Annotated in this window: 23 protein-coding genes and 1 tRNA gene; 11 read left to right on the forward strand and 13 right to left on the reverse strand. The window is 58.4% G+C overall.

Going from position 1 to position 23161, the window contains the following annotated elements; translation table 11 throughout:
• The first annotated feature begins 100 nt into the window (after nucleotides 1-100).
• Nucleotides 101-934 carry a LysR family transcriptional regulator gene (locus tag AC2FJZ_RS09215; RefSeq protein ID WP_496777168.1) on the forward strand — a complete coding sequence of 278 codons (834 nt, stop codon included), beginning with the start codon at nucleotides 101-103 and terminating at the stop codon, nucleotides 932-934.
• Here AC2FJZ_RS09215 and lptF read toward each other — a convergent pair.
• The 3 genes from lptF to AC2FJZ_RS09230 all read right to left on the reverse strand — a co-directional run bounded on the left by lptF (nucleotide 931) and on the right by AC2FJZ_RS09230 (nucleotide 2887).
• Nucleotides 931-2070, reverse strand: coding sequence for an LPS export ABC transporter permease LptF (lptF, locus tag AC2FJZ_RS09220; RefSeq protein ID WP_496777171.1), 1140 nt, complete (start codon nucleotides 2068-2070; stop codon nucleotides 931-933). The genes AC2FJZ_RS09215 and lptF overlap by 4 nt on opposite strands.
• A 91-nt stretch (nucleotides 2071-2161) precedes the next feature.
• Nucleotides 2162-2590, reverse strand: a complete 429-nt coding sequence (locus AC2FJZ_RS09225) for a hypothetical protein (RefSeq protein ID WP_496777173.1) — start codon at nucleotides 2588-2590, stop codon at nucleotides 2162-2164.
• A gap of 221 nt (nucleotides 2591-2811) precedes the next feature.
• A tRNA-Trp gene (locus AC2FJZ_RS09230) sits at nucleotides 2812-2887 on the reverse strand.
• A gap of 141 nt (nucleotides 2888-3028) precedes the next feature.
• On the opposite strand from AC2FJZ_RS09230, the gene AC2FJZ_RS09235 reads away from it, so the two are divergent.
• Nucleotides 3029-3733: a lysophospholipid acyltransferase family protein gene (locus tag AC2FJZ_RS09235; protein WP_496777176.1), complete on the forward strand. Its 705-nt coding sequence runs from the start codon at nucleotides 3029-3031 to the stop codon at nucleotides 3731-3733.
• On the opposite strand, the gene AC2FJZ_RS09240 is transcribed toward AC2FJZ_RS09235, so the two are convergent.
• The 5 genes from AC2FJZ_RS09240 to AC2FJZ_RS09260 form a co-directional block, all read right to left on the reverse strand.
• Entirely contained in the window at nucleotides 3730-3975 is a 246-nt protein-coding gene (locus AC2FJZ_RS09240; RefSeq protein ID WP_496669558.1) for a MoaD/ThiS family protein, read from the reverse strand. The two genes, AC2FJZ_RS09235 and AC2FJZ_RS09240, sit on opposite strands and share 4 nt — an antisense overlap.
• A complete protein-coding gene (locus AC2FJZ_RS09245; RefSeq protein WP_496777177.1) occupies nucleotides 3968-6223 on the reverse strand; it encodes a xanthine dehydrogenase family protein molybdopterin-binding subunit in 2256 nt (751 codons plus the stop codon). Before AC2FJZ_RS09245 ends, AC2FJZ_RS09240 begins: the two co-directional genes overlap by 8 nt.
• Nucleotides 6223-6702 carry a (2Fe-2S)-binding protein gene (locus tag AC2FJZ_RS09250; RefSeq protein ID WP_050604727.1) on the reverse strand — a complete coding sequence of 160 codons (480 nt, stop codon included), beginning with the start codon at nucleotides 6700-6702 and terminating at the stop codon, nucleotides 6223-6225. The genes AC2FJZ_RS09245 and AC2FJZ_RS09250 overlap by 1 nt, the downstream gene beginning before the upstream one ends.
• On the reverse strand, nucleotides 6699-7565 hold the full coding sequence (locus tag AC2FJZ_RS09255) for an FAD binding domain-containing protein (RefSeq protein ID WP_496777179.1): 867 nt from the start codon (nucleotides 7563-7565) through the stop codon (nucleotides 6699-6701). The genes AC2FJZ_RS09250 and AC2FJZ_RS09255 overlap by 4 nt, the downstream gene beginning before the upstream one ends.
• Before the next feature lie 125 nt (nucleotides 7566-7690).
• The gene (locus tag AC2FJZ_RS09260; RefSeq protein WP_496777181.1) at nucleotides 7691-10903 is read right to left on the reverse strand and encodes a reductive dehalogenase; all 3213 of its coding nucleotides are present in this window, start codon (nucleotides 10901-10903) and stop codon (nucleotides 7691-7693) included.
• Nucleotides 10904-10978: 75 nt separating this feature from the next.
• Here AC2FJZ_RS09260 and AC2FJZ_RS09265 point away from each other — a divergent pair, with 75 nt between their 5' ends.
• Nucleotides 10979-11881 (forward strand): LysR family transcriptional regulator, encoded by a 903-nt coding sequence (locus AC2FJZ_RS09265; protein WP_496777183.1) that lies wholly within the window; start codon nucleotides 10979-10981, stop codon nucleotides 11879-11881.
• Here the strand turns inward: AC2FJZ_RS09265 and AC2FJZ_RS09270 are convergent.
• Nucleotides 11872-12723 (reverse strand): LysR substrate-binding domain-containing protein, encoded by an 852-nt coding sequence (locus AC2FJZ_RS09270; RefSeq protein ID WP_496777185.1) that lies wholly within the window; start codon nucleotides 12721-12723, stop codon nucleotides 11872-11874. The two genes, AC2FJZ_RS09265 and AC2FJZ_RS09270, sit on opposite strands and share 10 nt — an antisense overlap.
• Before the next feature lie 103 nt (nucleotides 12724-12826).
• Between AC2FJZ_RS09270 and AC2FJZ_RS09275 the strand changes: the two genes are divergently transcribed.
• Nucleotides 12827-13528, forward strand: a complete 702-nt coding sequence (locus AC2FJZ_RS09275) for an SDR family oxidoreductase (RefSeq protein ID WP_496777188.1) — start codon at nucleotides 12827-12829, stop codon at nucleotides 13526-13528.
• A 2-nt stretch (nucleotides 13529-13530) separates the two neighbouring features.
• On the opposite strand, the gene AC2FJZ_RS09280 is transcribed toward AC2FJZ_RS09275, so the two are convergent.
• The 3 genes from AC2FJZ_RS09280 to AC2FJZ_RS09290 form a co-directional block, all read right to left on the reverse strand.
• Nucleotides 13531-14802, reverse strand: a complete 1272-nt coding sequence (locus AC2FJZ_RS09280) for an NAD(P)/FAD-dependent oxidoreductase (protein WP_496777192.1) — start codon at nucleotides 14800-14802, stop codon at nucleotides 13531-13533.
• A gap of 186 nt (nucleotides 14803-14988) precedes the next feature.
• Nucleotides 14989-16146: an acyl-CoA dehydrogenase family protein gene (locus AC2FJZ_RS09285; protein ID WP_496669544.1), complete on the reverse strand. Its 1158-nt coding sequence runs from the start codon at nucleotides 16144-16146 to the stop codon at nucleotides 14989-14991.
• Nucleotides 16147-16288: 142 nt separating this feature from the next.
• Nucleotides 16289-16852: a TetR/AcrR family transcriptional regulator gene (locus AC2FJZ_RS09290; RefSeq protein ID WP_496777194.1), complete on the reverse strand. Its 564-nt coding sequence runs from the start codon at nucleotides 16850-16852 to the stop codon at nucleotides 16289-16291.
• Nucleotides 16853-17158: 306 nt separating this feature from the next.
• Here AC2FJZ_RS09290 and AC2FJZ_RS09295 point away from each other — a divergent pair, with 306 nt between their 5' ends.
• From AC2FJZ_RS09295 to AC2FJZ_RS09305, 3 genes are read left to right on the forward strand one after another with little or no spacing between them, the layout of a single operon-like run.
• On the forward strand, nucleotides 17159-17623 hold the full coding sequence (locus AC2FJZ_RS09295; RefSeq protein ID WP_496777195.1) for a nuclear transport factor 2 family protein: 465 nt from the start codon (nucleotides 17159-17161) through the stop codon (nucleotides 17621-17623).
• A gap of 11 nt (nucleotides 17624-17634) precedes the next feature.
• Nucleotides 17635-18255, forward strand: coding sequence for a pyridoxamine 5'-phosphate oxidase family protein (locus tag AC2FJZ_RS09300; RefSeq protein WP_050604737.1), 621 nt, complete (start codon nucleotides 17635-17637; stop codon nucleotides 18253-18255).
• 49 nt (nucleotides 18256-18304) lie between these two features.
• Nucleotides 18305-18463: a hypothetical protein gene (locus AC2FJZ_RS09305; protein ID WP_157054215.1), complete on the forward strand. Its 159-nt coding sequence runs from the start codon at nucleotides 18305-18307 to the stop codon at nucleotides 18461-18463.
• Between the two features lie 7 nt (nucleotides 18464-18470).
• Here AC2FJZ_RS09305 and AC2FJZ_RS09310 read toward each other — a convergent pair whose 3' ends face one another.
• Nucleotides 18471-19133 (reverse strand): TetR/AcrR family transcriptional regulator, encoded by a 663-nt coding sequence (locus AC2FJZ_RS09310; protein ID WP_496777197.1) that lies wholly within the window; start codon nucleotides 19131-19133, stop codon nucleotides 18471-18473.
• Between the two features lie 65 nt (nucleotides 19134-19198).
• Between AC2FJZ_RS09310 and AC2FJZ_RS09315 the strand changes: the two genes are divergently transcribed.
• From AC2FJZ_RS09315 to AC2FJZ_RS09330, 4 genes are read left to right on the forward strand one after another with little or no spacing between them, the layout of a single operon-like run.
• Complete coding sequence (locus AC2FJZ_RS09315) at nucleotides 19199-20515, forward strand: flavin-containing monooxygenase (RefSeq protein WP_496777200.1); 1317 nt, start codon at nucleotides 19199-19201, stop codon at nucleotides 20513-20515.
• Nucleotides 20512-21414 carry a bile acid:sodium symporter family protein gene (locus tag AC2FJZ_RS09320; protein ID WP_496777202.1) on the forward strand — a complete coding sequence of 301 codons (903 nt, stop codon included), beginning with the start codon at nucleotides 20512-20514 and terminating at the stop codon, nucleotides 21412-21414. The genes AC2FJZ_RS09315 and AC2FJZ_RS09320 overlap by 4 nt, the downstream gene beginning before the upstream one ends.
• On the forward strand, nucleotides 21411-22343 hold the full coding sequence (locus AC2FJZ_RS09325) for an SDR family oxidoreductase (RefSeq protein ID WP_496777204.1): 933 nt from the start codon (nucleotides 21411-21413) through the stop codon (nucleotides 22341-22343). Before AC2FJZ_RS09320 ends, AC2FJZ_RS09325 begins: the two co-directional genes overlap by 4 nt.
• Nucleotides 22340-23104, forward strand: a complete 765-nt coding sequence (locus AC2FJZ_RS09330; protein ID WP_496777206.1) for an SDR family NAD(P)-dependent oxidoreductase — start codon at nucleotides 22340-22342, stop codon at nucleotides 23102-23104. Before AC2FJZ_RS09325 ends, AC2FJZ_RS09330 begins: the two co-directional genes overlap by 4 nt.
• Nucleotides 23105-23161 lie beyond the last annotated feature (57 nt).

The following is a 23161-nucleotide window of genomic DNA, read 5'->3' on the forward strand; positions in this document are numbered from 1 at the left end:
ACTGATCCTTTGGCGTGTTTCCTGATCTGTAGGATACCGCAACTCTGTTGCTCAAAAAAATGAATTGATTTTATCAGATCGATCAAAAAATACTGTCGATATGCAAACCAAAGCTCTTGAAACCTTTCTGTGTGTTGCCGAAACGGGTGGTTTCCACGCGGCGGCCCGAAAGCTGAACGTGACCCAGACAGCCGTCAGCGCACGTATTCGCCTGATCGAAGAGGAAACCGGCAGGCCCCTGTTTACACGCGGCGCCGGGGGCACGACGCTGACCGATTTCGGGCGGCAATTCAAACCCTATGCCGAACAGATGCTATCCCTCTGGACCTTTGCCTCGCGCGATTTACCTGAGCAGACCCAAAACCGCCCGGCGCTGCGCCTGGGCGGTCAACTCAGCATATGGGACCCATTGTTGGTGGATCTCGCCGTGCGCTTTGAACAACGCTTTGACAAGCTGCTGCTGACGCTGAACTACGATCACGATCTGAACATGGTCGAGGCAGTGGCGACCCATGTTCTGGATGCAGCGATTACCCATGAAAAGCCCACGGACCGACGCGTCACATGGTGCGAGTTGGACCCCGAAGTTTTGTCATTGGTGCAGACACCACAGGAGGAAATCACTGACGATGACTTGGTTTTCGTCAATCTTGAGTTGGGCGAAATCTATCAGGACCATGTCAGATCCGCTGCGCGGCGAGCGTCCGGTCAAACCCTGTTTCTGGGCAACTGCATGATGGCATTGCGCTATGTTCTAAATAGGGGCGGATGCGGCTACTTTCCCGATTACGTCATTTCGGACCACCTGATCTCAGGTGATCTGGAACGGGTTGTAGACAGCATCGCCCTGCCCTTGCCTATGTTTCTGGTCGCCCGCAGCGACCAGCCGGAATTCGATAACCTTCGCAGCTGTTTGGTCGATCTGCGCAGCTAGGCAGGTGCGGGCGCCACCTTGTCCGGTCGCGCCCGTTTGCGCAGGATCGGGCGGCCCGCGATCAGCAGGAAGACGCCCGAAATCAGCACACCCATGATGGCGGGCAAATAGAGCAGGATCCAAAGCTTAGGATCATCGATCACAACAGGGGAAACAAACCCGCGTACACCTTCGAGCAGCACCAGAATGGTGAAGGCCCCCAGGATTTGAGGCCAGAGTCCAAACCGGGAAAAGCTGCCCAGCATCAGTGTTGAATACCCGGCCAGAGCAACAGCGATGCAGATAGCGATCCAAGAAAACCGCTGGTGCAGTTCTTCGACCAGTTTGCCCTCGCTATACCCTTCGGTGGCAAAAATCTTATCCCGGTTTTGGACCAGCTCGATGGTTGGGATGGCCTCCAGGCTGCGTTGGGCCATAGGGCTTGTGCTGGTCAACTCCGAAATGTCGTACGACGCATCCTGAAACAGGGTCGAGGACAACCGCCTGCCCTCTTTGGTCAAGCGCAGCGCTACGCCGTCGACCATGACAAGGTGAATGCCGGTGTCGTTGTTAACCAGATATGCGGTCGCGCTGGAATAGCTGACGGCGTTTTCAGGGTCGCGCCGATCCGAGACGAACACCTCATGCAGCGTCCCATCCAGATCGATCCGGCCGATATATACGGTGACACCTTCTGCGGGGTGCAGAAACTCGCCTTCGTTCAGCAGCTGAGCGGTCACATCCCCTGCAACCTCAGCTTGCCGGATTTCCAGCTGCTCGACCGAAGCAGGGCGCAGGAAAACACTGATGGACGCCATCATCAGCCCGGTAATCGCCCCAAAAAGAACAACGGCGCGGGCCAGCCTGCGGGGGCTTGAGCCTGTGGCCAACATCACCGTCAGCTCACTTTCGCGGCTGAGGCGGTTGGTGGCGTAGACGGCCGCAGCGAACACCGCCATGGGCATGACCGTGCGGATCAGGGTTGGCAGGGTCAGCGCGGTGAATTCAAGAAACACCAGTGCCGACTGACCACCACTGATCACGCGGTCAAACAAGCTGACAGACCGGGTGATCCAGAACACGCCGACCAGCACAAGGGTGAAAAAGCCAAACAGAATCAGCAATTGCCGCAGGAAATATCCATCAAAACGCGACATGGGCCCTCGTGCGTGTGTTCATTTGCAGCGGACACTAGGGCATTCGTGTGGAAGAAGGAACCGCAATGCGCGGAATTCCAGATGAAGGGGATCAGAGGTAACCCACCGCACAGCGCACCAAACGCCAGCCGTCATCGACACCCGCGTCCTTGAGGCCTTGTGCCAACGCATCGGACAGGAACAGTTTTTCCGGAACCTTCGGGTCAAGCCAGATATCAGGTCCACCCAAGGCGTCGGGAACAATAACAAGTTCTGACTCCTGACCACTACGAGGCCGGTAAAGTACTCCGCCGCCTATATTGCCAAGTGGTGCCCTGTTGTCGCCTTCCGTCCCCAAGGCTTCGTAATTCCCCATCGCGCGCGTGTTGCCGACATTCCGCTGGTAGTAGGGCTCAGATGTGGTGCGTTCGGTTTCTTCCGAGTTCATGAGCGTGATCGGATGCAGAACTGTATTACCAAGGTCAAACGTCTCCAGATCTCGCCGACCATCTCCGAAGTGAGGATGTCTCGGCGCTTCCATCCCTTGCCAGCTTCGTGAAGAAGATTGGTATATTTCTCACGCTGATCGTCAGGCATTGCTTTCCTGCGGTGCAAACCGAACTCTCGACGACTTACGGGTGTACTCTTATTAATACTGTTTGTCGTGGTTGAGACCCAGACACCCATGTCAGGATCAATTCTGGGAGGTTTCGATACACGCAATCCTCAGATCAACGACCACTCACCGCAAAGAAAGGAAAATGGCAGGGGCAGCAGGGTTCGAACCCGCGACCTACGGTTTTGGAGACCGTCGCTCTACCAACTGAGCTATACCCCTGTGGTGAGCCCCAGATATGCCAGCCGCGCGGCGGACTCAAGAGGCTTTTTTAGATTCCACACCACTATCTGATCCGACAAACAAGTTGCGCAAAACGTGCAGTGCGATAAGACAAGGTCCGGCCAGTAAAAGGAAGCCCGCGTGAACCTCCGCAAGAAGATCGCTGACAGCGAAGTTGTGCTGAACTGGGTGGCACGTCGGATTGCCAGCTATATTCGATTGGTTAATCGAAACACGCGCTGGCAGCGTATCGGGTATGACGAGTTGGACCAATTGGCCGAACAGGGTGAGCCGGTTATCGTTGTGCTGTGGCACCAGCGACTGGCGCAGTCCCCGTATTTCTTCCCACTAGACAAAGGCAGGATCTGTTCGATCACGTCCGCTGCCCGCGCCGGCAGCATGGTCGGTCGGGTGCAGGAGCAGTTCGGCATGGACACAATCGCCATGTCCAGCCACAAGCGGCATGTGGCCCTGTCGCGCGAAGTGCTTGGAAAGATGAAGCAAGGTATTTCCATCGGTATTGCTGCCGATGGACCACGCGGGCCAGAACGGGTGCTGTCGACTGTGCCCCTAGTTTGGGCGCGCACCTCGGGCAAACGGGTGTTCGGCATCACCTTTTCTGCGAAACATGGGCGCGAGGCCGGTACATGGGATCGCCTACTGATGCCACGCCCCTGGCGTAATGAAGGGGTGTTCTTGTGCCGTGAATGGACCGATACGGTGCCTCGCAAGGCCAGCGAAGAAGAACTTGAAGCCCTGCGCCTGAGCCTTGAGAAACATATGAACGACATCACAGCCGAAGCCGACCGGATGGTCGGGCGCGAGCCATGGTCGCCTGATGCTTAACCGCCCCTGAGGCGTTGCATCAGATAGACTTCGCTGCCCTCGGGGATTGGTTCCGTCAGCCCGGTGGCAATAACGCGCCCGTTGATTGCGATGGAGACGCCCGCATCAATTGGTGCCTGTAATTGCGGATGCGCCTGGACCAACGCCACCAGAAGCTCTCCGGTGGTTTTGGCCTCGACCTCGACCACATGATGGCCCCCGGTCAATGACCGGAGGCCGGACCAGAGATGGACCTCAACCATTGTCCTTGAGCGCAGCCAGAATGCGCGGGGGGGACATCGGCAGTTGCTTCATCCGAACACCCGCCGCATTGGACACCGCGTTGGCGATTGCGGCCAAAGGCGGCACGATGCCTGTCTCGCCAACACCGCGCACACCAAACGGGTGGCCGGGGTTGGGCACTTCGACAATCACAGTGTCGATCATCGGCAGGTCGCTGGCAACGGGGATGCGATAGTCGAGGAAGATCGAGTTCTGCAACCGGCCATCCTCGCCATAGACATATTCCTCGTTCAGCGCCCAGCCTATACCCTGTGCCGCACCGCCTTGGAACTGACCCTCGACATAGGTCGGGTGGATCGCCTTACCGGCATCCTGAATGACCGTATAGCGGGTGACGCTGGTCTTACCGGTTTCTGGATCGACCTCGGCATCGACGATATGGGTGCCAAAGGACACGCCAGCACCTTCAGGGGTCGCCTCGAAATGGCCTGAGATCGGACCACCGGTAGACCCCATATCAGCGGTGATATCAGCCAGTGGCATCGGATCGAAATCGCCCGCATTGGGACCCGAGGGCACGGCGCAGCCGTTCTCCCATTTCACCGCATCCACCGGGATGTCCCATTTGGCCGCCGCGCGTTCACACAGTTTCTCGACCGCGTGTTTTGCGGCCTTGATCGTGGCCAGGCCTGACGCGTAAGTCACACGTGAACCGTGGCTCACGTCGTTGTAACCAAGTGTCGCTGTATCGGCGACGGTCACACGGATGTTCTCATAGGCGATGCCCAGAACCTCGGCGGCCATCAGCGCCATGGATGCCCGCGACCCGCCAATGTCAGGTGTCCCCACCATCAACTGCGCCGAGCCATCCTCGGACAACGCCAAAGACACCGAAGTCTCACCACCATGGTTGAACCAGAAGCCACAGGAAATCCCGCGCCCCTGCCCCGGTTTCAGGGGGGCCGCATAGTGCGGATGCGCCTTGGCAGCTTCGAGTGTTTCAACCAGACCGATACGCTCGTAGGTCGGGCCATAGCTGGCCTTGGTGCCCTCATGCGCGGCGTTTTTCAGGCGCACGTCGACCGGATCGAGGCCCAGCTTGTTGCACAGCTCATCAATAACCGACTCTACGGCGAAGGCACCCATAGGCGCGCCGGGCGCGCGGTAGGCCGCCTGTTTCGGGCGGTTCGACATCACGTCGTAACCGATCTGCTTGACGTTGTTCAGGTTGTACGGCGCAAAGGCGCACATGGCAGTCATATCGCCCGGAGCACCCGGGAAGGCCCCGCCTTGCAAACGGAACACTCCTTGTGCTGCCGAGATCGTGCCGTCCTTCTTCATGCCGATCTTCACATCCATTGATGCGGAAGAAGTTGGTCCAGTGGCACGGAACACTTCCGACCGCGTCATGACGACCTTGACCGGACGGTTGGCCTTACGGCTGAGCGCAAGCGCGACGGGTTCGATAAACACCGTCGTCTTACCGCCGAAACCTCCACCGATCTCGGATGCGGTGACACGCAGTTGCGAGGTTTCGATCCCCAGCAGGGCCGCACAGGTCTTTTGTGCGATCCAGTGACCTTGGGTGGTGCACCACAGCTCACCCTTGCCGTCATTGCCCAGCATCCCCAGACAGGCGTGCGGTTCGATATAACCCTGGTGGGTCGCCTCAGTCACAAAGCTGTCTTCAATGACCAGATCAGCGTCGGCAAAGCCAGCCTCGACATCACCGTGGCCACTTTCGTGATAACGAACAACGTTTGGATGCATCCCTTCGGGCACAGAATAATCTGCGGCCCCTTCCCGGATCACAGGTGCATCCGGGGCCATCGCCTTGTCCACATCGGTGACGTGAGGCAGCACCTCGTATTCAACCTCGATCAGCTTAAGCGCATCCCGTGCGGCCAGAGCGGATGTCGCCGCAACCGCAGCCACCGCGTGACCGTCATAGAGCGCTTTTTCGCCAGCCATGACGTTTTCGAGAACGTTATAAAACTCGCCCTCGAGCCCCGGCTTAAAGGGTACATCGGCAAAGTCAGCACGCGTTACAATGGCTTTGACGTCTTTGTGCGCCTCGGCCTTTGACGCGTCGATCTTCACGATCCGCGCATGAGCGTGAGGGGACCGCAGAACGGCACCATGCAACATGCCGGGGGCCGAGATATCCGCACCGAACTTGGCGCGACCTGTCACCTTGTCCAGACCGTCAGGACGGTTGGGGCGGGTGCCCACAAAAGTGAAGTCTGATTTACGATCGTCCAGAGCCATTATGACGCCTCCCGCAGTTCAGCCGCTGTATCCATCACGGCGCGAATGATCTTGTCATAGCCGGTGCAGCGGCAAAGGTTGCCTGCCAGCCAATACCGTGTTTCCTCTTCGGTCGGGTTCGGGTTTTTCTCGAGCAGCGACTTGGCCGCCACCAGAATGCCCGGGGTGCAGATACCACACTGCAAAGCCGCGTATTCGATCATCTTCTGTTGCAGCGGATGCAGAACGTCGCCGTCTGCAATGCCTTCAACGGTTTCGATCTGCTTGCCCTCGGCCTCGACCCCCAGCATCAGGCAGGAACAGACCAGACGGCCATCAACGGTAACAGAACAGGCACCGCAATCGCCGGTACCACAGCCCTCTTTCGCGCCGGTCAGGTTCAGCTTGTCGCGCAGACAGTCCAGCAGGGTTTCGCGCGGGTCACAGAGGTATTCGACCGCGTCTCCGTTCACGGTGGTGGATACGTGGAGCTTGCTCATGCGTTTTCTCCCTTCGCGCGGGCATAGGCGATTTTCGCGGCGCGTTTGGCCAGAACGCCAACGACCTCGGTGCGGAACGCGATGGTGCCGCGCTTGTCGTCAATCGGGTTGCAGGCAGCAGACGCGGCGGCGGCCAGTGCATCCAGGGCCGCATCGTCCAAAGTGCTGCCAAGGATGGCCTTGGCGCAGTCCTCAACCAGCAGAACGGTCGGAGCGACCGCGCCAAGCGAAACGCGGGCCTCGATGATGGTATCGCCGTCCAGTCGCAGGTCTACGCCTACGCCAACCACAGCGATGTCCATTTCGGTGCGCGGGATGAAGCGCAAATAGGCATCGCCTGCATTCTCGCCACGGGCGGGGATGTTGACGGCCGAGACCACCTCACCCTTCGTTAATGAGGTCTTGCCGGGGCCGGTCGGGATATCTTCGACCGCGACCTCACGCGTGCCATCCGGTCCGGTGACCGTGACAGTCACACCAGCTGCAACCATGGCAGGCACGGAATCAGCCGCCGGTGAGCCGTTGCACAAGTTTCCGGTCAGCGTTGCGCGTCCCTGCACCTGGGTTGAGCCGATCAGGTCCATCGCCTCAACCACGCCGGGCCAGTCTTGGCCCAACTCGGGGTGCTCGCTCATCTCTGCACCGGTTGTGGCGACGCCCAGCGTCCAGCTGCCATCAGCATTGCGGGTGATGTCGTGTACACCGTTGATTTTCTTGATGTCGATCAGCGTATCAGGCTTCACCAGTTCCGAGCGCAGCTGCACCAATACATCGGTGCCGCCTGCCAGAAAACGTGTGATGCCCGTCGCATTTGCGGCCAAAGCCGAAGCTTCGGCAAAGCTGGCGGGGCTGTGATAATCCATGAAGCTACCTCGTACCTGTTGGTCAGGGTTATCTGGGTTCGCGGCGACGTTAATTCACCCCTTGTCCGGCGTCCATGGGCCGAACGACCAAAATTCAAATTCTAGATGTCGCTTTTAGGCCGGGGTCAGAGATCAAGCTCGATCACCCCATCCGGTTCCGCCGCGCGGCTTTGGCACAGGATCATTGCCCCTTCACGCTGTTTCTTGGACAAAACGAAATCCCGGTGTTCGATCTCACCCGTAATCACGCCGCACTTACACACGCCGCAGATGCCGTCGGCGCATTTCACATCCACGTGAAAGCCTGCCTCGTTCAGAACCTGTGCTGCATCCTTGTCTGCAGGCACGGTCAGCGTTTTCCCAGAACGGGCCAGCTTGAGTTCAAACGGATGGTTCTCATATTCGGGCTGTTCGGGAACCGAGAAGTATTCCAGATGCCGGGACTCTTCGGGGAAACCCTGCCGCTCTGCCGCTTGTATCACCCCGTCCATGTAACGATCCGGCCCGCAGGTGTAGACATGCCAGCCGTCCTGATAGCCGGACAAGATTACATCCAGATCGGCGCGAGTACCTTCATCTGAGAAATGATAATGCACGCGATCTGCCCACGGCATCGCGGCCAGATCCTCAAGATACCCTGCCCCGTCCCGCGTGCTGGCTGAGTAGTGCATCTCGAACTCCCGACCCAAAGCGTGCAGGCGATGAGCAAAGGCAATCATCGGAGTGATGCCGATGCCGCCGCCCATAAGGAATGTTTTGGTTGCCGTTTCATCCAGTTCAAAATGGTTGATCGGTTTTGAGATGAAGACCTTGCGCCCCTCGGAAAAGATGCGGTGCAGCAGGGCCGAACCGCCACGCCCCTCATCCTCGCGCAGGACGCCGATCTGATAGGTTCCCTGATCCGATGGGTCGCCGGACATCGAATATTGCCGTAGGAACTCCGGCGCGACGAGCACGTCCAGATGTGCGCCCGCTGTCCATCCCGGCAGGGGCGCACCGTCCAGAGGTGAGAATTCATACTTCGTAACGTCTGAGGTCATCCTATCGACCTTGGTCACGGCAACCCGCATCACCGGTGCATCACCTGCAACCTGATAGCGGTGGATAACCGACATATCCCCGCTGGCCCTGCGGACCTTGTATTCATCGGCTGTCACCATGGCCTCGTAGGCCGCAATTCCGGCCTCACGATCCATGGCAAACGGATAGGGCCAAGGGTGCGGGGCCAGATAGGCCGGATAAACGGCCAGGGTCTGATCCTCGTACTTCAGGTCCAGATCCTTTTGCAGATCGCGCCGGTTCAGCGGATGGGTTGTGGGACGATACGCTCCGTCGGGTTGAAGCTCGATATCCCACCACCATTTCTTGATGTCGTTCAAGCCGCCATTGCCGACCGCATCGTCCAGTTTGGCCAATGCAGGCGCCGCAGAGGGGATGTTCATCGCAGCCCATCGAAAAGGGCGTTCCTTGAAGATACCTTCGAGGTTCCACGGGCAGGTTTTCATGCACCGCCCGCACATCGCGCCACCCGGTGTCGTGACCCGGTATGTGGCGCATTTCTGGCTGTCGGACTTCCAGATTTCATAGCCGTTGAACATCAGCTTCGGCCCGGCAGTTATTGCGCCAGATGGGCACTCGCGTGCGCATTTGTTGCAGCTTTCGCAGAAGGTTTGCAGGCCGAAATCAATGGGTTTGTCGTGGTCCATCGGCATATCTGTGGTCACCGCACCGGATTTCAGGCGTGGGCCGAGGTAGGGATTCAGTATGACTTCTCCGATCCGGCTCACCTCACCCAGACCAGACAGCAACAGCAGCGGAGGTTGCAGAACCTCACCATCCATCACCGTATGCGCCTTGGCCTTGTAGCCGAGGTTGCGGATCTGTTGTGCAATCACTCCGCCCAGAAGCGAAAACCGCAGATAGGCGCGCATGGATTGGGCGACGCTGATCCAGTCGTCACCGCTGGCCCCCTCCATCGTCTCATAGCCCTGATCGATGATCATACTGATGGCCTGATTATGGGGCGGCACGATTTCTTCGCCGGTCGCATCGTGGGAATACCAGGCCCAGTCCGGGCAACGGCTAAGGCCCACCGCATCGACCCCCAGAAAATAGGTCGCCGCCTTGATATTCGCTGCATTCCGCTGGGCATCAGTTGGCTTGGGCACATCCGTGCTTTCGCCATCCTGCAACAGCACGAACGCACCTAAGGCACGGCGTTGAGCAAAGCTGGGCGCGGCCTTGCGGACGTAATAGCCGCCCTTTGCCGCATCCTGCAGCGATTTGCCCATATCCCCGAATTGAGCACGGGCAAACATGTCGGCGCGTTTGGGCACACGGGCGACATTTTCTTCGTCTATATAAGTGGTTGGGGTCTCGACCCGCTTGAGTTTCTCGAAGGGATGCGCCCCGTCTACGTAGCGCCGTTTTGAATACGGATCACGGTTCAGCGCATTCTTGGCAAAACCCTTTCCCAACCACCAGGCAGGTCCTTGCGTCCGAAACCACGGCTGTTGCGCCATAGGTTCAAGCGGTCGATCATGGGCTATCGGCATCTCGGTCGTCACAGCAGCCAATCCAAATCGCGAACCCAGCCAAGGTACGACGATCTTGCCGTTTTCGACCGAGGCCAAACCAGCGGCAACTGCCAGCTTACCCAGATCAACCTCAGAGGACATCATGCTGTGCGCCCGCGCGTCATAGCCCAGCAGGCGGATATAGTTGGCGATGACCACCGCGTTTTCGGTCGCCAGCAGACATGCGCGATGATCCTGCGCGTTTGCAATCCAGTCCGCTCCGGGTTCAGACGGGTCTGGGTCACGGTTGTGTTCGTAGAGAAATACGATGCTGTGACGGTGGCTGTCGATCGGCTTCGGCGCAGCCTCCATACTGTCTTTCAGATCGGCCATAATGACGTCAATGCCCGAGGCCAGCGTCTTGGTCTGCCGGGTGCGCAACGCATGGGCGAGCCGGTCGATATCCGGGTTGCGGCGCGGTTCCGCCAGCAATGCGTCTGACGGCAACGGTCCGCAACCCATCATTGACGCGTCGTTGAAATACCCAAATGCTTTCAGATGGTTGGCGCGCTCAAGCGGGTCTGATGGGATATCTGACGCAACCGGGTTCACCAACCCATCGCGGATCGCGTCCATCATCGCCTGAAACTCTCGCATCGCGTTAACGATGCTGTCGGGTTGCTCTGGTCGGTGAAAACTCAGGTCAACCATCGAAGGTACGAGCGACAGGTCCGGGATGTCGCCCATCCTGGCCAGCCGCTCCAGCGGGTAACGGCCCATGTGAACGGGCCTGTTTTTATCCGAGAAAAAGCGGATTCCCATCCTATGCCTCCTGCTGCTGTTTGTCCTCTAACCCGCCATGGACAGCAAAACCATTCATGCTTAATCATAAACGGTATGAATAAAATTGATTTCACTGATCTCGACGGCAAGGTCCTGCGCACATTTCTGACCATACTCGAGGAAAGTTCTGTTTCGAAAGCCGCGGACCGACTGGGTGTCACGCAATCGGCGATCAGTCATACGTTGGCCAAGCTACGGCAGGTGCTGGGCGACCCGCTGTTTGTCCGTTCCGGTCAGGGCCTGATCCCGACCGAACGCGCCTTGTCCCTGAAAGACCCGGTGCAAAGCGTATTGGACGGGATGCGCGCACTGACCCAGGGTCGACCGTTCAACCCCTTATCCGAACAGATCGACATACGCATCGCCACCAATGACATGCCGCGCGAGTTGATCTTTCCACGTTTGCTGCGCGAATTCCGCGCCGAAGGCGCGCGTCTGCAATTGGAATTCATCCCGTCAGGCGTGCCCGACCCCGATCTGCTGCGCAGCGACCGGTGTCAGCTGATGCTGACCCCGTTACCTCCGGACGGGCCGGATATCTTTCAGAAACGCCTGATGATCAGCCCCTTGATGGTTTTCTACGACGCCGCGCAACGTAAACCGCCGGACAGCTGGCAGGCCTATTGCAACAGCGAGCATGTCGAGGTGCGCTTTGCCGATGGCCGCAACGCCCGCGCTGTCATGCGTGGCGTTGATCAAAGCCAGATCAGGCCAGCGGTTGTTACCCTGCCGCATTTCAACGCAATCCCGGCTTTCGTGCAGGGCAGTGACCTGATCTCAACCGACACGGCGCTGATGAAGCAAGGTCCGCTGGCCGCGTTGGATTGCGCACCGCTGCCTTTCGAATGCGCGCCCGTTTCCATCTACATGGTCTGGCATCAGCGATCTGCAAATGATCCTGCCCATCGCTGGTTGCGTGCCCGGATCGAGGCCATCGCGGCCACCCTTCAGACCTGAGACAGCAGCCAGTTGCGCATGACTTCAACCAGTTGCGGCTGACGCGGCTTGCGAGGCGCAACCACATAAAACCCCAGGTCTTCAATCAGGACGTCGTTAAGTGGTTGAACAAGGTGGCCCGTGGCAATCCCGCCCGCCACCAGTGGCGCATCGGCCAGGGCAATCCCCTGACCCGAAAGGGCGGCATCAATCGCCAGGCTGGTCTGGCTGAAGTTCATCATCCGAGGCTTTCCGTTTACGCCCACCCTTTCAAGAAACATGGGCCACAGCCCGTGGGTGTCATTCAATAGGACTTGCCCCAGCAGGTCAGAGGGATCGCTGACTTGTTCAGCGATGACAGGGCAACACACGGGAATGAACTCGGCTGAGAACAATGGTACCGCATCCAATTCAGAACCAAAGGGCGCCCTGCCTTGCCTGACTGCCAAATCCACGCCATCCGATTTGAAATCGGCCAGACGTTCGCGTGCGTCCACCTGAACCGAGATATCCGGATGTAAGTCGATGAAATTCGATAGCCTCGGTACCAGCCATTTTGAGGCAAAGCTGGGCGTGACCGACAAAATGATCCGACGATCCGGAGATAACTCTTCTACAGCTTCTTCGATCAACCGGAAGGCCCTGCGCAAAGGCGCATGAAACCTGCGCCCGGCTTCGGTCAGCCGCAAACCACGCGGTAGACGGTCGAATAGAGCTTCGTCCAACCTAGCCTCAAGCCCCCTCACCTGCTGCGCGACAGCGCCTTGTGTCACGCCAAGTTCTTCGGCGGCCAGCCGAAAGTTTAAATGACGCGCAGACGCTTCGAAAGCCCGCAAGGCGTTCAGGGGTGGAAGGGCGGCCATAGTTTTATCCTGTAAATTTTCTACAGCATAGAACCAGCAGAACTGATTGGTCAAACCGAGTTCAGATCGCCATCTTGGGAACAAATGAAAACGGAGAGATCAGATGGAAAAAGTAGCACTTATTACGGCAGGCGGCAGCGGCATGGGCGCAGATTCCGCTCGGAGGCTGGCGGCGGACGGATACAAGGTGGGCATTCTGTCCGCCTCGGGCAAAGGCGAAGCTTTGGCACACGAGCTGGGTGGCGTCGGTGTTACCGGCTCGAACCAGTCCACCGAGGATTTGCAGAAGCTTGTCGATGCAGCAATGGCCCATTGGGGACGCATTGACGTATTGGTCAATTCCGCAGGTCACGGCCCCCGCGCCTCGATCCTTGAGTTAACCGCTGAGGATTGGCACACCGGCATGGATGTCTATTTCCTGAACGTGGTCCGCCCGACGCGGCTGGTGACCCCGATCATGCAGGCGCAGGGTGGCGGGTCGATCATCAATATCTCAACCTTTGCGGCGTTCGAACCTGATCCGGTTTTTCCAACTTCTGGCGTGTTCCGGGCCGGTCTGGCCGCCTTCACCAAGCTGTTCTCGGACAAATATGCCGCCGAGAATGTCCGCATGAACAACGTCCTGCCTGGCTTCATCGACAGCCTGCCCGAGAAAGAAGAGTTCCGCAGCCGCATCCCGATGGGGCGCTATGGGCGCAGCTATGACGAGATCGCCTCGGTCGTGGCCCTGCTGGCCTCCGAAGGGGGCGGCTACATCACCGGGCAGAACATCCGGGTGGATGGAGGTATCACCCGGTCTGTCTGACCTCAGAACCGCGCCTTTACCAGATGTGTCAGTGCCGCGCCGGTTTCGAAAAAGGCGCGGCGCACGCGTGTCCAGCTTTCGTGATGCTCGGACACGGCAGGAACCGGCAAGAGAGAGAGGTCATCCGCCAGAAGGCTTTCGGCCATCATGCGACCGAACACCGTGCCCGGTCCGATGCCGCGTCCTGAATACCCGTGCGCAGCCAAAGCGTTGGGACCGATCTGCGTGATCTTCGGAATATGGTCCGAAGTCATCGCGATGCGCCCGTGCCACCCCTGTTCAAACGGCTGGTCGGCCAGTTGAGGATAGAGCTCGGCCAGCTTGCGTCGAACCCAGCCGGAATGTGCACCTTGGCCCGCATTTCCCAGATCGCCCATACCACCAATAATCATCCGCCCCGCCTTATCCAACCGGAACGACGTCATGATCAAACCGGTATCCCAGCACCCCTCTTCTTTCGGCAGAATGCTGGCCCGCAGATTGTGCGACAACGGAGTGGTTGCGTACTGGAAGTAGTAGACCGGTACGTAGGCGGGCGCGGTGTCTGGCAAGCCCAGGTGATAGGCGTTGGTCGCCTGAATGACAGACTTGGCTCGAACCACCCCTCCCGGTGTGGTCAGCACCCATTGGTCGTTTTCGTTGCGCATGGACTGTACCGGGCTTTGCTCGTGTATTTGCGCCCCGGCCTGCATAGCCGCTCGAGCCAATCCCACCACATAAGCCAAAGGCTGAATGGTTCCTGCGCGGGGGTCGAACAACGCCCCATGGAACGCTTCGCTGCCGGTTCTTTCGCGGACCTGATCCGCCGACAACAGTTCCACCGGCGCGCCTGATGTGCTCAGCTGTGCATAGCGCGTTTGCAGGTTCTTCAATCCGGCTTCTGAATGCGCGCAATGCAGGGTTCCGTTGCGCACAGGTTCACAATCGATGCCGTGATTTTCAATCAATGCGAACACATCTGACGGGGCCTGCGCCAGCAGGTCGATCAGACGATCCCCTGCCGCCTGTCCGACATGCGCGCGGATTTCGTCCGGTGGCAACCAAAGACCCGCATTGGCCAAACCGACATTACGGCCTGATCCGCCGTAACCGATCCCTTGCGCTTCCAGCAGACAGACCGACGCACCAGCCTGGGCGGCTGTCAAAGCGGCGGAGCAGCCGGTGTATCCTCCGCCAATGACCACCAGATCAACAGCAGTATCAGCGGTCAATGGCGGTGCTGAGACCGTCTCGGTACAAGTGCTGCGCCACAGAGCATTTTCGGGATCGTTCACATCGGGCCTCTGAATCTTTTGCCCGGATCATCATGCCGTTTCCCGCCCTTTGCAAGCGGGCACATCAAGGCGCATCTGCGACGAAAAAGACCTCGCAGGCGCGGGCATTGCCCGGGCTTGCCGGGCCCAACCGGAGAAGGCATTCCGTCAGGAATGATGACGACAGGCGGGAGGTCCCGGATAGCTTCAGACGTCGAGCGAGCGTGCTATCAGTTCTTTCATGACCTCATTGGTGCCGCCATAGATCATCTGCACCCGCGCATCCGCATAAAGACGTGCAATCGGATACTCCATCATGAAGCCATAACCGCCGAACAGTTGCAGGCATTCATGCATGATCTCGTTCTGCACCTCTGATCCCCAGTATTTCGCCATCGAGGCGGTGGCCGCGTCCAGCTCTCCTGCTTCCAGCCTGCCGATACAATCGTTGATGAAGCTGCGCAGAACCTCGGCCTTGGTCTTGCATTCCGCCAGTTTGAACCGGGTGTTCTGGAAGTCCATCACCCGCTGTCCGAAGGCTTTGCGTTCCTGCACGTATTTGACTGTTTCAGCGATGGCGAAATCAATCGCGCCCAGCGCCATGATCGCGATGTTCAGCCGTTCCCACGGCAGTTGTTTCATAAGCTGGTAGAAGCCCTGCCCTTCTTCGGCCCCCAACAGGTTCGTCATCGGCACTTTGACGTCTTCAAAGAACAGCTCGGCCGTGTCGTTGCCCTTCATACCCAGTTTTTTGAGGTTTCGTCCCCGCCGGAAGCCGTCGGCCCCTTCGGTTTCAACCACGATCAAGGACACACCACGCGCGCCTTCGGACTTGTCGGTCTTGGCCGCCACGATGATCAGGTCCGCGGTCTGTCCATTTGTGATGAAGATTTTCGAACCGTTCAGCCGGTAGGAATTGCCGTCTTTCTCGGCCGTCGTCCGCACAGCCTGTACGTCTGATCCGGTGCTGGGTTCCGTCATCGCCAGCGCAGCGACCATCTCGCCCGAGGCAAGTTTGGGCAGCCATTTCTGCTTTTGGTCCTCGCTGCCATAGGCGGTGAGGTAATGCGTCACAATCGACTGAATGCCATATCCCCAACCAGCATCACCGCGCGCGCCCTGTTCATAGGCGGTGATCGCATCGAACCCCATACCGCCACCGACACCTCCGTATTCTTCAGGGATTGCCCCTGCCATCAGACCGGTTTCACCCGCTTTGCGCCAGAAGTCGCGATCCACGACGCCGTTTTCGACCCAGGTTTCGATATTGGGCGACAGTTCGTCATCCATGAACCGGCCCGCCATGTCGGCAAACATGCGGTGTTCGTCGGTGACCCACGCGGCGGTGGAAGTGAAAAGTGGCATCGAACGCTCTCCAGTCAGTCTTTACGCAAAGCCTAGCGCTCCGCCCGATTCACGCCAATGCATGTGACGCCGCGTCCTGCAATGAAACAACGCAACGTTCCTGACCTGCGGATATAATAAGAACCTGTTTGCTTAAGCAGGTTTAGCCCAACGCCGTGGCCAGCAGATTTTTCGCCGCATCCTTGGCGTCTTGCGCCGGATCGCAGTTTTGAAGCAGAACGGCAGAGACAATTGCCCCCTCCTGCAAAAGCACGATCTGACAGGCCAATTTCTGAGGATCACGCGCACCTGCCTGCTCTGCGACTGCCGTGAAATGGTCCAGAAGCAGTTGCTTATGCTCGGCTGCCTGCACATGGATAGGGTGATCCCGGTCTTGGAATTCAGCGCCTGCTTTGATGAACATGCAGCCCCGGAATTCATCCTCTTCGAACCATTCTTTCAGGGCATCAAAACTGACCAGTATTTGCTCGGCCGGTGTATCTGCCATCTCATTGATGCGTTTGAAGAACCATTCACGGAAGTTTTCGTCCCGCAGACGCAGTGCTGCGAGGATCAATTCCTCCTTTGAGCGGAAATGCTTGTACATCGACGTTTTGGACACACCCGTTTCCACCACCAGCTTATCCATGCCAGTCGCGTGAAACCCATCGCGGTAAAAGACCTTTAGGGCCTTGCTCACCAGTTCGTCCCGTTTGTTTGGGCGCATGATTCGGCTCCTTAGTGTACCGTTCTGTACATATTAACCCGAAACACGAAGTACAATAACAACAGATCAAGCCTTTGTTTTTATTCACCTTAATTAAAGTCAAAAACCTCACAGTGATATTTTTTTTAACTTGCCCTTGCAAAAGTTAACAGATCAGTACACTTTGAACTCAGAAGTTAACCGATCTGTACACCAAAGGACCTGACCGATGAAACGTCGCGCTAGTATTTTCCCACCTCAGTACGTTCCGTTCCTTCTGACCATGGCCCTTCTGGCCGCCTCACTCACCTGAAAGATCTCTGCCCAATGCCTCGTCCGCCTCTGCCCCCTTTCACGTTTGAAACCGCCACTCAGAAAGTTCGTATGGCTGAAAACGCCTGGAACAGTCGTGACCCTGATCGGGTGACGTCGGCCTACACCGATGACAGTCATTGGCGAAACCGGGTCGAGTTTCTGTCCGGTCACACCGACATCCACGCCTTTTTGACGCGCAAATGGCAGAAGGAACTGGACTATCGCCTGATCAAGGAACTCTGGGCTTTTGCCGAGAACCGCATTGCCGTGCGCTATGCTTATGAATGGCGAGACGACAGCGGCCAATGGTTCCGCTCCTATGGCAACGAAAACTGGGAATTTGCGGAAGACGGGCGCATGTCACACCGCCACGCTTCACTGAATGATCTGCCGATCACCGAGGATGACCGCCTGTTTCACTGGCCGCAGGGCGAACGCCCCGAAGATCATCCCGGATTGTCAGATTTGAGTCTTTGAAAGGACATACCATGCCCCGTGCCTTTTCCGAACGCGCCTTCACCCCCGCCGTCCGCGCCCATCAAGAGCGGATGGGCTCGGCAAAAACCTATGCCAAGTTCATCGAAGATGGGCCACAGCAGGGCCATCTGATCGGTGAACCTGAGAAAGAGTTCATTCAGGCACGGGACGGGTTTTACCAATCCACAGTATCCGAAACCGGCTGGCCCTATGTGCAGTATCGCGGTGGGCCCGTAGGATTTTTGAAAGTGCTGGGGCCGCAGACCATCGGCTATGCGGATTTTTCAGGCAACAAGCAGTATATCTCGCGCGGGAATCTGGATGGCAATGATCGGATCGCGATGATCCTAATGGATTACGCCAACCAGCGCCGCCTGAAGATCCTGGGACGTGTCGAGTTTACCGAAGGCGAAGCCGCCGCCGCCAGTTTGTATCCCGATGAGGCCGAGGCCCCGGCGGAACGGGCTGTCATAATCCGAGTCGAGGCGCTGGATTGGAACTGCCCGCGCCACATCACCCCGCGCTTCACCGAAGCCGAGCTGCGCCCCCATCTGAACACTCTTGGACAGCAGCTGGCCCAGTTGCAGGCAGAGAATGAGCGGCTGAAGCAAGAGCTGGCCAAGTTCGGCTGACGCGGCTGGCGATGCCGGGATTTCGGCAAAAAGGAAAGGAATTTACGCGATGGTACGTTCAGTCGTTCAACTCTCAGCAGCCTGTATTGCGGCGGCAGCCTTGATACTGCTGATCGTGATGCTTGGATTTTTTGCCTCACCCAGCGCTGTGCGCACGTCTCCTTCCGTGTTCAGTACGATGCTGTTTGATCACTTGCAGCAGGAGTGAAGCGCAGTCAGCCCCGACTGGTTTGGACCATCGCCGCGATTCCGGCGGCGCAGAACGCGACCAATGGCTCTAGGTCAGGCTGATCGCCACCCTGCGACAGCGCCTCGACCCGCCAGCCGCTGTTGAGATGCGCCAGCATGGCCGAGACAGAATACACCTGACCACTAGCCAACACGGCAGGATCGACATCGGGATAAAGAGTCGCAATCTCGGCAATGAAACGCTGGGCCGTCGGATCGAAACACTCTGCTGCAATGTCGCTCCACCGTGGATCGACGGACACATGCGCGACTAGTCGACCATAGGCCATCCATCCCGGTCCACCAGATTCAGCCAGTTCTACATAAGGGCGGATGAAGCTGTCCAGAATGCTGCGCAATGTCAGCGGTCCGTCGGCCCTGGCTTTGTTCAGCGCATCGACTCGTAGCTGCGCCAATTCATCCGCGCGGCGGGCGACGGTTCGATAGAAAAGTTCCTCTTTTCCACCGCCGTGATGGTGCACAAGGCCGATCTGCACCTCGGCCAAAGCAGCGATATCGCGGATCGAGGCACCTTCGAATCCCCGTTCGGCAAAGACCAATTCCGCAGCATCCATGATCCGCGCGCGCGTCACCAAAGACCGCTTGGAGGGCGCCCTTTGCCTTGGTTTTTCGATGTTTTTCAGACTCATGAATTTCATCTTGCCTTATTTTGGTCGATCGTTCAAGTTAAGCCTCGCGAGCTTTGGGAGGATTCATGACAGAAACGCGCGACACATTCGCCTTGATCGGGGCGGGACCGATGGGATTGGCCGCGGCCAAGGTGCTGAAGGAACAGGGCATCGCATTTCAGGGGTTCGAGCTGCATTCGGACGTGGGCGGTCTGTGGGACATCGATGCCCCCAGATCAACCATGTATGAGACAGCGCATCTGATCTCGTCCAAGCGTATGACCGAGTTCGATGATTTCCCGATGGATAAGGCGGTGGCCGAGTACCCCTCTCACAGGGCGATGCGCGACTATTTTCGTGCATTTGCGGATCATTTCGGATTGCGCAAGAACTACAGGTTCAACGCTGAAGTCACCCGGATCACACCACTGGGCAATCCGGGAGAAGGCTGGCGTATCAACTGGCGCGATGCAGAGGGCGACCACCAGGCTGACTTCGCAGGGGTCATGATAGCAAACGGCACCCTGTCGGAACCGAACATGCCCAGCTTTCCCGGATCGTTCGACGGCGAGTTGATCCATGCCTCGCAGTATCGGTACCCCAGCCAATTCGACGGCAAACGCGTGTTGGTCGTGGGTGCGGGCAATTCCGGCTGCGACATCGCGGTAGACGCCATCCATCACGCAAAACGCTGCGATCTGTCGATGCGCCGCGGATACTATTTCGTCCCGAAATACGTTTTTGGAAAACCCGCTGACACGATGGGCGGCAAGATCCGCCTGCCCATATGGTTAAAACGCAAAGTAGACAGCCTGATCCTCAGCTGGTTTGTCGGTGACCCGCAGAAATACGGCTTTCCCAAACCGGATTATCAGCTTTACGAAAGCCATCCGGTGGTGAATTCACTGGTGCTGTATCACGCGGGCCATGGTGATCTGCGCATACGCCCCGACATCGAACGGCTGGAGGGTCACACCGTTCACTTCAAGGACGGCACCAGCGAAGACTATGACATGATCCTCGCCGCAACCGGATACAAGCTGCACTATCCGTTCATCGGCAAGGATCTCCTGAACTGGCGGGGCGATGCCCCGCATCTTTACCTGAACACCATACACCCCGAACGAGACGATCTGTTTGTGTTGGGCATGGTCGAGGCCACGGGTCTGGGCTGGCAAGGGAGGCACGAACAGGCCGAGATGGTGGCGCGCTATATCAAGGGTCTTCAAAACGGTTGCCCGGCGGCGGCCGATCTGAAAGCCGATAAACAAAAAGACTACAAGCGCGCCACCGGAGGCATGAACTATATCGACCTGCCCCGCATGGCCTATTACGTCGACAAGGCCACCTACAGAAAGGCTGTCACTGGCTGGATTGAACGGCTGCGGAAAGCCGCCGCATGAGTGGTATCGACGAGATCACGCTGAATTTTAGCCCAGCGTCGCTGACCCTGTTAAACGCGATCCTGGCGATTGTGATGCTTTCAATCGCGATCGATCTGACGCCACGGGATTTTGATCGTCTGAGACGCGCGCCGAAACCGGTGATTGTCGGGCTGCTGTCTCAATTCGTCGTTCTGCCTGCGCTGACCTTTGCGCTGGTATGGGTCACGGAACCGCGTGCGTCTATTGCGCTGGGGCTGATCCTCGTGGCGGCTTGCCCGGGCGGAAATATCTCGAACTTCATCACGCATCGGGCCGGCGGCAATGCGGCGCTGTCCGTGTCGATGACCGCATTCGCCACCATCGGAGCGATTTTCATGACGCCCTTCAATATCGCGCTTTGGGGTGGGCTGTATCCGCCGACCCGCGCGATCCTGCAGCAGATACAAATCGACCCTGTGCAAATCGCCATTCTCGTTGGCCTGATGCTGATCCTGCCGCTGGTTCTGGGCATCACACTGAATCAGCGTCGACCCGCCCTGACCGCCCGCCTGCGCGGGCCGCTGCAATACCTGTCGATGGGTATCTTTGCCGCCTTCATCCTGCTTGCCCTGGCCGCCAACTGGGGGTTCTTCCTCAGTTTTGCCGGGGCTGTTGCTGGGCTTGTGGTCCTTCACAACGCCTTGGCGCTGGGGGGCGGTTGGGTCGTGGCCACTCTGACCCGACTGTCCCCCTTCGACCGTCGCGCGATCACCATCGAGACTGGCATTCAGAACTCAGGGCTTGGGTTGGTCTTGATCTTCGCCTTCTTCCATGGGCTGGGCGGCATGGCCGTTGTTGCCGCGTTCTGGGGCATCTGGCACGCGATCTCGGGCATTGCCCTGGCGTCGGTCATGGCCCGAACCGAGGCCGCGCGATGACCCGTATTCTGATCACAGGCGCCGCCGGTATGGTCGGGCAAGCACTGTTGCCCGAACTTGAGGGACATGAGGTCTTTGCCACTGACCTCAAACGCCCGGAGACACTGCCGGAACACATCGCCTTTCTGCCCATGGACGTTACAAGTGACGCGCCTGCTCGCGTGATTACCAAGGTGAAGCCGGATGTCATCGTGCATCTGGCTTCTATCGTGACGCCCCCGTCCAAAATGGGACGCGCGGCAGCACACGCTGTTGACGTCGAAGGGACCCGCAAGGTGGTGAACGCGGCCATCGCCAACGGGGTGCGCCGGTTGGTGGTCACATCGTCCGGTGCTGCTTATGGGTATCACGCGGACAACCGTGTTCCGCTGCGCGAGAGTGACCCGCTGCGGGGCAATCCCGAATTCCCCTATTCAGATCACAAACGACAGGTCGAGGAAACGCTGGCCGAAGCCCGTAGAGCTGCCCCTGATCTTGAACAGGTCGTTCTGCGCGTAGGAACGGTTCTGGGGGCTGGAACCGAAAACCAGATCACCGCCCTGTTTCACAAACCTCGACTGCTGGCGGTGACCGGCAGCGAAAGTCCTTTTGTGTTTATCTGGACGCACGACTTGGCACGTATACTGCGGCGCGCTGCCACGGACGGGCCACCGGGTATCTTCAACGTCGCCGGCGACGGCGCGATGGGTGTCACCGATCTGGCCCGCGCCATGGGGAAGCCGGTTCTGTGTCTGCCCGCCTGGGCACTAAAAGCGGCTTTGGCCGCCGCCCGTCCGCTGGGCCTGTCACGCTATGGGCCGGAACAAGTGCGGTTCCTGCAATATCGGCCGGTTCTGGACAACTCAGCCCTCAAATCAGAATTCGGCTACACACCCGAAAAAACCAGCGCCGAGGTGTTCGCGCTTTGGCAAATGCAGGCCGGACTATGAAAACCGCTGTCATATCAGGCGGGGCGGGTGGTTTGGGGCAAGCCCTGAGCCGCGCTTTGCAAGTCCGCGGTTGGCGGGTGGTGTTGCTGGATCTTGATGTTTCGGGCCTGGACTCCGGACCGACCCAGCTGCCAATCGCCTGCGATCTGACAGATCCCGAACAGCTTGCCAGTGCAACGCAAAAGGCCGTCAGATTCAGCGACAGCATAAATCTGGTCATCTACAACGCCGGGGTTACGCAAATTCGAGGGTTTGATCAGTCTGACGCCGCCAGTCACCGAATGGTGTTCGACATCAACTATTTCGCAGCCGTTGAAATGGCCCGTGCGTTATTGCAACCGGTCCGCGCATCAAAAGGGATACACTTGGCGATCTCGTCCGTGGCCGGGTTCGCACCGCTTTATCACCGGACGGCATATGCTGCCTCGAAACACGCGCTTGAAGGGTTTTTCAAGTCGCTCCGCTCCGAAGAGGCACCTCATGGCGTTCAGGTTCAGATTGCAGCGCCGTCTTTTGTGGCCACCAACCCCGGCAACGCGCAAGAACAGGCGGATGGCACTGCGCGACCCGGATCGGCAAAGGACGGATTGGACGAGATGAGCCCTGATGCAGCCGCTGAAACGATCCTGCGCGGGTTGGACAAATCGCAGCCCATGATACCGGTTGGCCGTGTGGCGCGTATATCATGGTGGCTGAATCGCCTGTCGCCGCGCCTCTATCAGCGTATGATGGAGCGAAACATGCGCCGGTCCGACAAATAGAAAATTGCCATAAACCCTTGACCTTCCCGTCACTGGAACCCCCATTTGGAGGGCAAA

This window comes from Ruegeria sp. CDSA079 (genome assembly GCF_059612245.1).